Raw genomic sequence first — 12,516 nt, 5'->3', positions numbered from 1 at the left:
AATTAGTTACGGATTAAGTAATCAAATGCACCTAAAGCTGCGTTTGCACCTGAACCCATAGAGATGATGATTTGTTTGTACGGATTATTTGTACAGTCACCTGCAGCAAACACTCCTGGTACGTTTGTAGCGCCGTGCTTGTCTGTTACGATTTCACCGCGAGCGCGTTCAACTGTTTCGCCTAACCAGTCTGTGTTTGGCACAAGACCGATTTGTACGAATACACCTTGTAATTCAACGTGATGAACTTCTTCAGTTTCACGATCGATGTAAGAAATACCGTTTACTTTATCAGTACCAGTGATTTCTTTCGTTTGAACGTTTTTCAGAACAGTTACGTTTGGTAAGCTGTTAAGACGCTCTTGTAATACAGCATCAGCTTTTAATTCTGGCATGAATTCAAGAACAGTTACGTGCTTAACGATACCAGCTAAGTCGATAGCTGCTTCAATACCAGAGTTACCTCCGCCGATAACTGCTACGTCTTTTCCGATGAATAATGGACCGTCACAGTGTGGGCAGTATGCTACACCTTTATTTTTGAACTCGGCTTCACCTGGTACGCCAACGTTACGCCAGCGAGCACCTGTTGAAACGATTACGCTCTTACTTTTCAGAATAGCGCCGTTTTCAAGTTCCACTTCAATAAGTTCTTTTTTCTCTAAACGTTTCGCACGTTGTAGATTCATTACATCGATGTCGTATTCTTTTACGTGCTCTTCAAGACTTGCTACTAGCTTAGGACCTTCAGTGCGTTTTACGCTGATGAAGTTCTCAATACCCATAGTATCCATTACTTGACCGCCGAAGCGCTCAGCAACGATACCAGTGCGGATACCTTTACGTGCTGCATAAATCGCTGCACTTGCACCAGCAGGGCCGCCACCAACAACAAGAACATCGTATGGATCTTTATCAGAAAGCTCTGATGCATCTGGACCGTTACCCATTTTAGCTAAAATTTCTTCAAGTGTCATACGACCGCTTCCGAAAGATTCGCCGTTTAGGAAAACTGTTGGTACTGCCATGATGTCTTTGCTTTCTACTTCCTCTTTGAATGCAGCGCCATCAATCATAGTATGTGTAATACCAGAGTTTAGAACGCTCATTACGTTAAGAGCTTGTACAACATCAGGACAGTTATGACAACTTAGGCTGATATAAGATTCAAAATGATATTCGCCTTGAATGTTTTTAATTTGATCGATTAATTTTTGTTCAACTTTTGGAGCGCGTCCACTTACTTGTAGTAAAGCTAACACTAATGAAGTAAATTCGTGTCCTAATGGAATACCAGCGAATACGACACCAGTGTCTTCACCAGGGCGATTTACGCTAAAGCTTGGTGTTCTCTCTAATTCAACTTTTTCTACTGTAATCTTAGATGACATAGTAGCTAATTCGTCTACTAGAGATAACATATCTTTAGATACGTTATCGTCTCCAGCGCTTACTTTAAGTAAAATATCGTTCTCCATTAACTGAAGGTATTGGGATAGTTGTGTTTTTATATCTGCATCTAGTATCATTTTGATCGAACTCCTTAGATTTTGCCTACAAGGTCAAGGCTTGGTTTAAGTGTTGCAGAACCCTCTTGCCATTTAGCTGGGCAAACTTCACCTGGGTTGTTACGTACGTATTGAGCTGCTTTAATTTTGTTAACAAGAATGCTTGCGTCACGGCCGATACCGTCAGCATTGATTTCCATAGATTGGATAACGCCGTCTGGATCGATGATGAATGTACCACGAGCAGCAAGACCTTCTTCTTCCATTAAAACGTTGAAGTTTGTAGTGATTGTGCGAGTTGGGTCACCAATCATGATGTACTCGATTTTGCCGATAGTTTCTGAGCTATCATGCCATGCTTTGTGAGTGAAGTGAGTGTCTGTAGATACAGAGTATACTTCAACGCCTAAGTCTTTAAGAGTTGCATATTGGTTTTGTAAGTCTTCAAGTTCAGTTGGGCAAACGAATGTGAAGTCAGCTGGGTAGAAACAAACTACACTCCATTTTCCTTTTAAACTTTCGTCAGTAACTTGGATAAATTCTCCATTATGGTAAGCATTAGCTTTAAACGGTTTTACTTCTGTGCCGATTAATAACATATTAAAATTCCTCCTAAATGTTGGTTTTGAGCATCAAAAAATAGTGTGCTCATAAAATATATTTTTTAATTAACTATAATAATTCTAATTCGATATTAATTATCATATAGAAGTGGTTATTTTGTCAAGAGAATAAACCAACTTTATATCAATTTAATTAATATTTATTCTCAATTAAGGTTGTTAGAGAATTAAAAGGTAGTTTTCATGTAATCGATTTTCAACGAGTATGTAAAAGAGTAGTGCGTATGTTAGAGACATGGTGTAAGTATAAATTGTTAGGAAGGGAATATTTCTTAGAAGTTGTGGATTTGAAAAGGATTGCTTATTTCTATTTTACAAAGAATTGTGCGATAAATAAAATAAAATGAATTAGAATCTTTTTGAACATTTTTTGTCATCTCAAATATATAATTAGGAAGCATATTGCAGTAATATAGAAACATTGACTCAAGATGTTAACAAGATATAATAAAACCTAGATATACCTTTCAAAAAGAAGGAGATATAATATAGGTTGAAAAAATTTCACCCTATTATTTTTTATAGCTTTTAGAAAACGCTTACAATTAGTGTGGAGGGGAAACCATGTCTAAGTTCACGAAGTATTTTTTAATGGAAGCTAAAGATGTGATTGTATATGTGAAAGAGAAATTATGTAAGTTTGAGGATGCAAAGGGGTTACAGTGTAAAGAAATAGGCGATGGTAATTTAAATTATGTATTCCGTGTTTGGGATGAACAGAAGAAGATTTCTGTCATTGTAAAGCAAGCTGGGCATACAGCACGCATTTCAGACGAGTTTAAGTTGTCGACGAATCGTATTCGTATAGAATCGGATGTTTTGCAGTTAGAGGAGGAGTTAGCACCTGGGCTTGTTCCAAAGGTATATTTGTTTGATAGTGTGATGAATTGTTGCGTAATGGAAGATTTATCGGACCATACAATATTACGTACAGCACTTATAAATCATCAAATATTTCCGAGGCTTGCTGACGATGTAACGACTTTTTTGGTAAACACACTCTTATTAACATCGGATGTTGTAATGAATCATAAAGAGAAGAAGGAACTTGTGAAGAATTATATAAATCCTGAATTATGTGAGATTACAGAAGACCTCGTCTACGCTGAGCCATTTACAAATCATAATAAGCGTAACGAGTTATTTCTGTTAAATGAAGGATGGATTAGAGAGCATATTTATAGTGATAAAGAGCTTCGTTTAGAAGTAGCAAAACTTAAGTTTTCTTTTATGACGAATGCACAGGCGCTTATTCATGGTGATCTGCATACTGGTTCTGTTTTTGTGAAAAATGATTCCACGAAGATTATTGATCCTGAGTTTGCCTTTTATGGACCAATGGGATATGACGTTGGGAATGTAATGGCGAATTTAATGTTTGCTTGGGTGAATGCAGATGCGACCATGGCGCTTGGAGCTGAGAAAGATACGTATATGGGTTGGCTACAATCGACAATGGTAGAGGTAATTGATTTATTTAAGAAGAAGTTTTTAGATGCTTGGAATATTCATGTGACCGAGATTATGGCGAAGGAAGAAGGCTTTAACGAAGTATATTTACAATCTGTATTAGAGGATACAGCTGCAGTGACGGGCCTTGAGTTAATTCGTCGTATTGTTGGGCTAGCGAAAGTAAAGGATATTACTTGTATCGAGAATGAGGAAGCACGTGCTAGAGCAGAACGCATTTGTCTTCAAGTAGCGAAGAAATTTATTTTACGGGCTAATCAATATAAAACAGGCACAAGTTTTGTAGAAACGTTAAAAGAACAGTCAATGCACTACGCGAAGTAAGGGGAGAAGATGATGGAAGAGCAATTAATACCCATTCAGTGGAAAGATGATGCTTTAGTTTTATTAGATCAAACATTATTACCGAATGAGGTTGTCTATGAATCTTTCAAGACAGCTGAAAGTGTGTGGGATGCCATTCAAGTAATGAAAGTACGAGGAGCACCAGCGATTGGTGTTTCGGCAGCGTATGGTGTGTATTTAGGAACAAAGGAAGTTACTCAAAGTAAGATGGAAGACTTTATAGAGGAAGTCAAAAAGGTATGTGTATATTTGGCAACATCAAGGCCAACAGCAGTAAATTTATTTTGGGCACTTGAAAGAATGGAGACAGTCGTGGCAGAGAACGCGCACTTATCAATCGCTCAGTTGAAAGATAGATTACTAGAAGAGGCAAAAGAGATTCATAGAGAAGATGAAGAAATTAACCGTCAAATCGGAGAACATGCATTAACGTTATTCCATGATGGAATGGGTGTATTAACACATTGTAATGCTGGTGCGTTAGCGACGACTAAGTATGGGACTGCGACAGCTCCAATGTACTTAGCGAAAGAAAAAGGATGGGACTTAAAAATCTTTTCAGATGAAACACGTCCAAGATTACAAGGTTCAACGTTAACAGCATTAGAACTACAACGAGCGGGGATTGATGTTACTGTTATTACGGATAATATGGCGGCTATGGTCATGTCACAAGGAAAGATTGATGCGGTAATCGTTGGATGTGACCGTGTGGCAGCAAACGGTGATGTAGCAAATAAAATTGGGACATTAGGCGTATCTATTCTAGCGAAATACTACAACATTCCGTTTTATGTAGCAGCACCAACACCGACAATCGACTTAAAAACACCGACAGGAAAAGAAATTCCAATCGAGGAAAGAGATGCTTCTGAAGTGATTAATCGCTTCGGACAATATTCTGCTCCGAAAGAAAGTAAAGTATATAATCCGGCATTTGATGTCACACCACATGAAAATGTAACAGCGATTATTACGGAAAAAGGGATTGTAAAAGCACCGTTTACGGAGAACTTAAAAAATCTATTTCAATAAGTAGATAGATTTAAAAAGTCAGTCATCATAAGCTTCATACTTAGGGGGATGTATATGTTATTACAAAAAGAAAGAGAAGAAATTGTAGCGTATGGAAAGAAAATGATTTCTAGCGGTTTAACAAAGGGGACAGGCGGCAATATTAGTATTTTTAATCGTGAACAAGGTCTTGTTGCGATTAGCCCAAGTGGTTTAGAGTATTATGAAACAAAACCTGAAGATGTAGTTATATTAAACTTAGATGGTGAAGTGGTAGAGGGAGAGAGAAAACCGTCAAGCGAGCTCGATATGCACCTTATTTATTATAGAAATCGTGAAGATATAAATGCGCTTGTGCATACACATTCACCTTATGCAAAGACGATTGCATCATTAGGGTGGGAGCTTCCTGCTGTATCATATTTAATTGCTTTCGCAGGCCCGAATGTTCGCTGTGCACCGTATGAAACATTTGGTACGAAGCAACTGGCAGATGCTGCTTTTGAAGGAATGATTGATCGCCGTGCCGTTTTACTTGAGAACCACGGTTTAATTGCAGGTGCAAATAACATAAAAATGGCGTTTACTGTTGCAGAAGAAATTGAGTTTTGTGCGCAAATTTATTATCAAACGAAAAGCGTCGGAGAGCCGAAGCTATTGCCAGAAGATGAGATGGCGAATTTGGCGAAGAAGTTTGAAGGGTATGGACAGCAGTAGAATGAAATAAAAACCCCCTCAAGAAAAAATCTTGAGGGGGTTTCTTTACGCCTTCTTAAGCAACAAATACATAAAGTAAGGGGCACCAATTAAAGCAACGACAATACCTGCTGGGATGCCATTAGGTTCAACGATGTTTCTTCCGATTGTGTCAGCAAATAGCAATAGCCATCCGCCGATTAAAAGGGCGATAGGCATGAAAATTTGATGTCTTGGACCTACTAAAGATTTCGCGATATGAGGAGCCATTAGTCCGATAAAGCTAATTCCTCCTGTTACGGAAACAGCTGCAGCTGCAAGCGCGACGGCTGCAACTAATAAGTATCTGCGTTCTTTTTCAATTTCAATTCCAACACCGATTGCGACTGGTTCGTTTAATGCTAGAATGTTTAATCGATTTGCTTTATAGAAAACGAACGGAATTAATACGATTAACCATGGGAGCATTGCTAAAACGAAGATCCAGTCATCTCCCCAAATATTTCCGGCAATCCATTTTGAAATAAAGTCTACTTTCATACGATCTGCGGATGAAATAAGGACAATCATCGTTCCAGATAGTGCAAATGCAAAACCGATACCGGTTAATGTTAATCGCACCGGCTGAAGTCCAGTTGATTTACTGTATGAAAATACGTAGATTAGAACAGCTGTCAGAAATGCCCCGATAAATCCAACGACAGGTAGTAAGTAAAGAAATGAACCTACATCTATTGGAAAGTATAAAAAGAAAATAGCAACAGCAACACCGGCCCCAGAGTTGATTCCGAGAATACCAGGTTCAGCTAAATCATTTCGAGTAATTCCTTGCAGAATAGCCCCTGATAAAGCGAGAGCCATACCAGCTAATAATGTAATAACAATTCTAGGTAGTCTTAAAGAGTATAAAACAAACTCCTCTTTAAAAGTCCCTTGTCCCATTAATGTTGGGAGTAGTCGATCATAGGATAAAGATGCTGAACCAAGTCCCATTCCAACTACAATGGTGGTGATGGTCAGTATTAGTAAAGCGAGTATAATAAGACGTTGTTTTCTTAGAATAGATTGCATCATGAGAATGTTTTTCCTCCTTTACGTACAACGAATAGGAAGAATGGTAGCCCTACAATTGCGACAATAGCGGCAACTGGTGTTTCGTATGGAGCGTTAATAGTACGTCCGATTGTATCTGCAAGTAGCATAAAGGAAGCTCCAGCAATTGCTGACATCGGTATAACAAATCGGTAATCTGGACCGACAATTGGGCGTACCATGTGAGGTACCATTAAACCGATAAATGCCATATTTCCGACAAGCGCTACAGAAGCACCAGCAAGTAAGATAATAATGATAAATAGAATGGTTTTAATAACAATAATTTTTTGACCTAGTCCAATAGCCACTTCTTCACTAAAACTAAGAACTGTCAATTTTTTTGCTAGTAAGATAGCGATAAAGATACTAATTGAAATGACTGGAATAATAATTTTCAATTGGCTCCAAGTAGTTCCAATTACGCCCCCAGCAGTCCAAAGCGATACATCTTGTGAAATTTTGAAGTAAATGCCGACTCCTTCTGAAATTGCGAGTAGAAATGCTGAAACGGCAGCACCGGCTAATACAATTCGAAGAGGGGACAGCCCGCCTTTTTTCACCATACCAATTCCAAATACCATAATTGCGCCAATTGCAGCACCGATAAAGCAAGCAAATGTTAAGTAAAGATAGCTGATGGAAGGATTGAAAGCAAGTGTCAGTGCAAGTGCAGCATTTGCTCCACCAGATAGCCCTAATAATCCAGGATCTGCAAGTGGATTTCGTGTTAATCCTTGCATAATTGCTCCAGAAACAGCAAGTCCAGCTCCTACAAAAATAGCAGCAACTTCACGTGGCAAACGTATTTCGCGAATAATAGATATTTTGTCCCCTTTAGCGGAGGAAGTAAGTGCTAACCATACGTCTTTTATTGAAGTATCTGCAGCACCTAATACCATTGCTACCATAAAAATAAGAAAGAATGCAATTATACTCAAAATTAGTTTGTATGTAAAAGCTATAGAACGTGGATTGTCGTGATCTTTTGTCATTCGTTTCACATCTTTTCTGTTCATAGAATAAAGGAAGAGGAATTCTTAAATTAAGAATTCCTCATGTTTGTATTATTTACCAAGAAAGCTCTTCTTGAAGAAGTCTAGTTGGAAATCTAATGTAAGTGGATCATTGAAATAGAATTCCATCATGTTTGCTTCGTATACGCGATTATTTTTTACTGCTGGGATGTTTTTATATGATTCTGTCTCTTGGAATGAGTTATCAGTATCTTTGTTTTTACTTACGATTAAGTAATCACCAGCAAATTCAGGTAATACTTCAGTAGATAATGCGTAGTAACCTTCTTTTAATGCTTTTTCTTTTACTTTTTCAGGCATTTTTAATTTCATTTCTTGGTACAGAATTTCTGTTCCACGGCCCCAGTTCTCGCCGTATACATAAAGTTGTTTGTTGAAGTTTTCTACAACAGAAACTGTTGCATCTTCACCGATTTTTGCTTTAATTTCTTTACCAGCGTCTTGTGCACGTTTCTTGAAGTCATCAATCCAAGTTTTTGCTTCTTTTTCTTTGTTTAATAATTTACCGATTTCTAAATGCTGTGTTAAGTAATCAACTTTTCCGTAAGTGTACGTTACAGTAGGAGCGATCTTCTTTAACTTATCAACATTTTTAATATTTGATAAACCAATGATTAAATCTGGATTTAGTTCAGCGATTTTTTCAACGTTTTCATCTGATACTTCAGCAACATCTTTCAGTTTGCTATCAAAGCGTGGGTTTTGTTTAGACCATGAATCTACCCCAACAAGATTTACATCTAATGACATTACGTTACCAGCGAATGATGATAAAACAACAACACGTTTTGGATTTGCAGGAACTTCTACTTTACCATTTTCAGATTGGTATGTAATTGTTTCTGATTTACTACCTTTTGCATCGTTCTTTTTGTCTGTAGAGCCATTGCTACAAGCGCTCATAACAAGAACGAAAAGAACTGTTAGTGAAATAAATAACTTTTTCATTGTTTTTCTCCTTTAACATAGATGATATGTGTATATAACAATTTGTTTAACTGTAATCTTTTTGAAAGAGTAGTGGTAATGCAAAATGCTTATTAAAAATCTTGAATATGAGATTCTACAATATAGTATTAACCATATTAATAAAAGAAGATGTAATCTCAAATTTGCTAATTATTAACAAATTGATAATGATTATCACTATTGATTCTTTAAATAATATAATTTTATATAGGTGTATTGTCAATAGTAATTTTGATTGTAAATTTTGCGGAAACAGGTTATATTTTATTGAGAATGATAATCAATGACTAGTGGCTGAGGAGTGACACGAATGAATCAAGAAGAATTGTTTGATGTAACTGTGATAGGCGGAGGACCTGCAGGGCTTTATTCAGCTTTTTATAGTGGACTCAGAGAGATGAAAACGAAAATAATAGAATTTCAACCACAGTTAGGTGGGAAAATACATGTTTATCCAGAGAAGATGATTTGGGATGTAGGAGGGCTGCTGCCAGTTACAGGTGATAAATTAATTGAACAACTTGTACAGCAAGGGCTAACATTTAAGCCAGAAGTGGTATTAAGTACAAAAGTAGAATCGATTATTCGTAACGAAGATGGCACTTTTACGTTAAAAGCAAGCACTGGAGAAGAACATTTTTCAAAAACAGTTATCGTCGCAACTGGAAGTGGTATATTGAAACCTCAAAAGTTATCAATTGAAGGTGCTGAGCGATTTGAAGTATCTAATTTAAATTATACAGTGAAATCTTTAAAGCGTTTCAAAGGTAAGACGGTCATTATTTCCGGCGGAGGAAATTCTGCTGTTGATTGGGCAAATGAATTAGAACCAATTGCGAAAAAAGTGTATGTAACATATAGAAAAGAAGAATTATCTGGTCATGAAGCACAAGTAAAACAACTGCTGAACAGCTCGGCGGAGTGTTTCTTTAATACATCGATTACAAAACTCATTGCTGGTGATAATCATGAAGCGATCGAATATGTAGAATTAACGAATCATGAAACAAGTGAAATTTCACATTTACCTATTGATGAAGTGATTATTAACCATGGATATGAACGTGACATTACGTTATTAGAAAATAGTGAGTTAGACGTTGCAATTATAGATAATTATTATATTGCAGGTAATGCGAATAGTGAGTCCTCTGTAGATGGATTATATGCTGCGGGAGATATTTTAAAACACGAAGGGAAATTACACTTAATTGCGGGAGCATTCCAAGATGCTGGAAATGCTGTAAATAAAGCGAAACAATTTATTCAACCTGATGCAAGTGAGTACGGAATGGTTTCTTCGCATAATGAAGTATTTACGAAGAGAAATCGTGAATTGATCAAGCAGATGATGAAATAATAAAGTGAAACTGTAATCAGTGGGGCTATTCTCCGCTGATTATGGCTACGCACTAATATAGCAGGATAAAGAAACAAGTAACCCCCATTTACTTCTCTTTTCGAGTGACGAGAGAGGTAAATGGGGGTTTTCCTGTTTACTATATTTTCAATCATTGTAATGACACCGGTTTCATCAGTTCATGTGATATGAACGTTTTATTTGTAAATCTCCCTAGAAAACAATGAATCTATGTTTTGCTGCCGCAGAACAGTATTACATTATGCTGTCCCTTTAGCTCGTTCGTTAGGAAATGGCATATTTAATATAGAAGCAATGTACTGTTTTCCATGCATTCGAGCTAATGATTCTAATATTTGACGGACGCGTTTTGTAAGATGTCCTTGTTCCTTTATAGCTTCACAATATGCGTCATAGAAAACGTATTTAGCCCAAAGGAAATCATCTTGTTGGAATAAAAAGTGATTTTTGTACCATTCCCCAATTGTATGGTAACAATTGTTTTCATGTATTACTGCGCTTTGAGAAAGAATACGATCAGATAAAGATGTAGTTAAATGAGAAATTGTGTTTTCTGTTTCAAATTGTAATGTTTTTTCTAACATTGTAATGATGTGACGAGTAGCCATATGTTAACTCTCCTTTGTGTAAATGGGTAATACCATTATATATTTAAAAAATCCTTACTATATTATTATACAATATATGGAATGCATCCACCTTCTTTTTAAATTGCATTTACAAAATCTTTTTTATTTGTTTACAAAAATAAAGTAAGATACAGTATATATGAAAAAAATAATAAAGGAATGAACGCGTTGTATATAACAGTAGAAGAAGCTGCGGAGTATTTGAATTTACCAAAATCGTATATTGAAGAGCTAATTCAGCAAAAGAAAATTCGTGCACTATTTGATGGAGAGCAATATTTATTAAATAAAGAACAATTCAATACACATTTAGAACAAATGGAAAAATATAAGCAATTAGTGGAAGATATATTGAACGAACCAATTCCAGAAGATATGGATGTTAAAGACGAAGATTAAACTATGGGAGATCCCGTATGAAGATATGCAGAAATGTATCTTCATACGGGATTTTTTGTTTCAAGATATCAAAATTTTAAGGAATCTCCAGGGCTTTTCGGGAGTTTGATAGGTATTAGTCTACCAGGTTAAAAGCATATTTTTTTCTAGCTAGGACAAACATAGAGAACGTAACCTGTACAGATACATATACTATCAGTGCAAAAGCTTATAAATTAATGGAAGGGGTTTTCTCGTGAGTTTATTTCATTGGGATTTTTTGAAAGACTTAATTGGATCTTATGTAAGAGTAAACAGAGGTGGACCAGAATCTCAAAAAGGAACAATAGTATCATTAGGTGTGGACTACTTCGGATTAGAGAATGAAAAAGGAGAGAACCATTACTACCAGCTTCGCCATCTGAAAAGCATTACCCAAAATACGAAAGATGGTGGAGTAGGTGATTTAGAATGGGGAGAAGAAGACATTGCAGAAGACTTTGAAACGCTACTTCAAAGCTTCAAATACCGCTGGGTGAAAATTAACCGTGGTGGACCAGAGAAAATTGAAGGTATTTTACAAGATGTTTCTGGCGGTTATGTAACATTGATTATTAAAGAAGAAGTTGTATTAATTACACTATCTCATATTAAGAGTGTTAATTATAATGCATCTGTAAGTGGAGAGAGTGATGAGAGTAGCAATGAGAAAAGTAATGAAAACAGCAATAATTCAAGTCGAGCTCGCGCACTAAGACAATCAAGTAGAGGAAGATAAAACAGAAAGGAGGGTATGAATTTGAAGGATGTATTATGCTGTGATCAAATCAAAGGTTTAGTTGGTGAGAATGTAAAAGTAAATCTTCGTGGACCGGAAAGTCGAGTAGGTGTACTGTCATTGTTAGGAAAAGATTACCTTACACTACAATTACCTCATGGAGAATTAGTGTATTATCAGCTGAAACATGTGAAGAGTCTAGTCAGAAAAGTAAAAGAGGCACAAGGAGAATATGGTTCATGTTTTTATGCGGAAGAAGATACTTTTTTAGATGTATTAAATGACTTGAAGTATAAATGGATAAAGATTAATCGTGGTGGACCAGAGTGTGTGGAAGGTTTATTGAGTGATATACATGATGGAAATATTACACTAGTTAACGGTGATGAGGTCATTTATGTGATTAATTCCCATATTAAGAGCGTGAGTCAAATAGTTAAAAACAAAAAGACTGAAGAAGAATAATGTTTAATAAATAAAAGGGGCATTATGATTGAAAGTGAAGAATGATTTCATATTTCTCTGTAATTATTTTTGGATATATGAAAAAGGGCTTCTTACTATTAAAAAACAGAACATTGCCCCTGGTTATTTTT

At 36.3% G+C, this 12,516-nt stretch carries 13 protein-coding genes; 7 read left to right on the top strand and 6 right to left on the bottom strand.

The genetic code is table 11. The annotated features are described in order from the left end of the window. Positions 1–2: 2 nt before the first annotated feature. Together ahpF and ahpC are read right to left on the bottom strand one after the other, a co-directional pair. Entirely contained in the window at positions 3–1,529 is a 1,527-nt protein-coding gene (gene ahpF / locus QEP67_RS25960; protein ID WP_000599513.1) for an alkyl hydroperoxide reductase subunit F, read from the bottom strand. 14 nt (positions 1,530–1,543) lie between these two features. After that, positions 1,544–2,107 carry an alkyl hydroperoxide reductase subunit C gene (ahpC, locus tag QEP67_RS25955; RefSeq protein WP_000924420.1) on the bottom strand — a complete coding sequence of 188 codons (564 nt, stop codon included), beginning with the start codon at positions 2,105–2,107 and terminating at the stop codon, positions 1,544–1,546. A 588-nt stretch (positions 2,108–2,695) separates the two neighbouring features. Here ahpC and mtnK point away from each other — a divergent pair. Genes mtnK through QEP67_RS25940 form a run of 3 tightly spaced genes read left to right on the top strand, consistent with a single transcriptional unit; the run spans position 2,696 to position 5,677 of the window. Further along, positions 2,696–3,925, top strand: a complete 1,230-nt coding sequence (mtnK, locus tag QEP67_RS25950) for an S-methyl-5-thioribose kinase (RefSeq protein ID WP_000033235.1) — start codon at positions 2,696–2,698, stop codon at positions 3,923–3,925. A gap of 12 nt (positions 3,926–3,937) precedes the next feature. Further along, complete coding sequence (gene mtnA, locus QEP67_RS25945; protein WP_000392489.1) at positions 3,938–4,981, top strand: S-methyl-5-thioribose-1-phosphate isomerase; 1,044 nt, start codon at positions 3,938–3,940, stop codon at positions 4,979–4,981. Between the two features lie 54 nt (positions 4,982–5,035). Then, positions 5,036–5,677 (top strand): L-fuculose-phosphate aldolase, encoded by a 642-nt coding sequence (locus tag QEP67_RS25940; RefSeq protein ID WP_000926561.1) that lies wholly within the window; start codon positions 5,036–5,038, stop codon positions 5,675–5,677. A 45-nt stretch (positions 5,678–5,722) separates the two neighbouring features. Here the strand turns inward: QEP67_RS25940 and QEP67_RS25935 are convergent, their stop codons facing one another. Genes QEP67_RS25935 through QEP67_RS25925 form a run of 3 tightly spaced genes read right to left on the bottom strand, consistent with a single transcriptional unit; the run spans position 5,723 to position 8,733 of the window. Further along, positions 5,723–6,730, bottom strand: a complete 1,008-nt coding sequence (locus QEP67_RS25935) for an iron ABC transporter permease (RefSeq protein ID WP_000983747.1) — start codon at positions 6,728–6,730, stop codon at positions 5,723–5,725. Next, on the bottom strand, positions 6,727–7,767 hold the full coding sequence (locus tag QEP67_RS25930; RefSeq protein ID WP_002096896.1) for an iron ABC transporter permease: 1,041 nt from the start codon (positions 7,765–7,767) through the stop codon (positions 6,727–6,729). Before QEP67_RS25930 ends, QEP67_RS25935 begins: the two co-directional genes overlap by 4 nt. Positions 7,768–7,815: 48 nt before the next feature. Next, positions 7,816–8,733 carry an iron-hydroxamate ABC transporter substrate-binding protein gene (locus tag QEP67_RS25925; RefSeq protein WP_000732568.1) on the bottom strand — a complete coding sequence of 306 codons (918 nt, stop codon included), beginning with the start codon at positions 8,731–8,733 and terminating at the stop codon, positions 7,816–7,818. Positions 8,734–9,064: 331 nt separating this feature from the next. Between QEP67_RS25925 and QEP67_RS25920 the strand changes: the two genes are divergently transcribed. After that, complete coding sequence (locus QEP67_RS25920; protein ID WP_001070940.1) at positions 9,065–10,114, top strand: NAD(P)/FAD-dependent oxidoreductase; 1,050 nt, start codon at positions 9,065–9,067, stop codon at positions 10,112–10,114. A gap of 260 nt (positions 10,115–10,374) precedes the next feature. Here QEP67_RS25920 and QEP67_RS25915 read toward each other — a convergent pair whose 3' ends face one another. Then, positions 10,375–10,743, bottom strand: a complete 369-nt coding sequence (locus tag QEP67_RS25915; RefSeq protein WP_000235470.1) for a hypothetical protein — start codon at positions 10,741–10,743, stop codon at positions 10,375–10,377. Between the two features lie 180 nt (positions 10,744–10,923). Between QEP67_RS25915 and QEP67_RS25910 the strand changes: the two genes are divergently transcribed. The 3 genes from QEP67_RS25910 (at position 10,924) to QEP67_RS25900 (ending at position 12,385) form a co-directional block, all read left to right on the top strand. After that, positions 10,924–11,163 carry a helix-turn-helix domain-containing protein gene (locus QEP67_RS25910; RefSeq protein ID WP_002006755.1) on the top strand — a complete coding sequence of 80 codons (240 nt, stop codon included), beginning with the start codon at positions 10,924–10,926 and terminating at the stop codon, positions 11,161–11,163. A 235-nt stretch (positions 11,164–11,398) separates the two neighbouring features. Continuing rightward, complete coding sequence (locus QEP67_RS25905) at positions 11,399–11,920, top strand: hypothetical protein (protein ID WP_000051644.1); 522 nt, start codon at positions 11,399–11,401, stop codon at positions 11,918–11,920. Positions 11,921–11,941: 21 nt separating this feature from the next. Then, positions 11,942–12,385: a hypothetical protein gene (locus QEP67_RS25900; RefSeq protein ID WP_000655885.1), complete on the top strand. Its 444-nt coding sequence runs from the start codon at positions 11,942–11,944 to the stop codon at positions 12,383–12,385. Positions 12,386–12,516 lie beyond the last annotated feature (131 nt).

The sequence above is a fragment of the Bacillus cereus group sp. MS39 genome (assembly GCF_040448665.1).
Taxonomy (GTDB): Bacteria; Bacillota; Bacilli; order Bacillales; family Bacillaceae_G; genus Bacillus_A; species Bacillus_A wiedmannii.
This window is presented reverse-complemented; position numbering and strand designations above follow the sequence as displayed.

Bases quoted from the DNA above. Each gene is read 5' to 3' on its own strand.
- QEP67_RS25920 (WP_001070940.1), top strand. From the start codon at position 9,065: ATGAATCAAGAAGAATTGTTTGATGTAACTGTGATAGGCGGAGGACCT.
- QEP67_RS25915 (WP_000235470.1), bottom strand. From the start codon at position 10,743: ATGGCTACTCGTCACATCATTACAATGTTAGAAAAAACATTACAATTT.
- mtnK (WP_000033235.1), top strand. From the start codon at position 2,696: ATGTCTAAGTTCACGAAGTATTTTTTAATGGAAGCTAAAGATGTGATT.
- QEP67_RS25935 (WP_000983747.1), bottom strand. From the start codon at position 6,730: ATGATGCAATCTATTCTAAGAAAACAACGTCTTATTATACTCGCTTTA.
- QEP67_RS25910 (WP_002006755.1), top strand. From the start codon at position 10,924: ATGAACGCGTTGTATATAACAGTAGAAGAAGCTGCGGAGTATTTGAAT.
- QEP67_RS25925 (WP_000732568.1), bottom strand. From the start codon at position 8,733: ATGAAAAAGTTATTTATTTCACTAACAGTTCTTTTCGTTCTTGTTATG.
- QEP67_RS25940 (WP_000926561.1), top strand. From the start codon at position 5,036: ATGTTATTACAAAAAGAAAGAGAAGAAATTGTAGCGTATGGAAAGAAA.
- ahpC (WP_000924420.1), bottom strand. From the start codon at position 2,107: ATGTTATTAATCGGCACAGAAGTAAAACCGTTTAAAGCTAATGCTTAC.
- mtnA (WP_000392489.1), top strand. From the start codon at position 3,938: ATGGAAGAGCAATTAATACCCATTCAGTGGAAAGATGATGCTTTAGTT.
- ahpF (WP_000599513.1), bottom strand. From the start codon at position 1,529: ATGATACTAGATGCAGATATAAAAACACAACTATCCCAATACCTTCAG.
- QEP67_RS25930 (WP_002096896.1), bottom strand. From the start codon at position 7,767: ATGAACAGAAAAGATGTGAAACGAATGACAAAAGATCACGACAATCCA.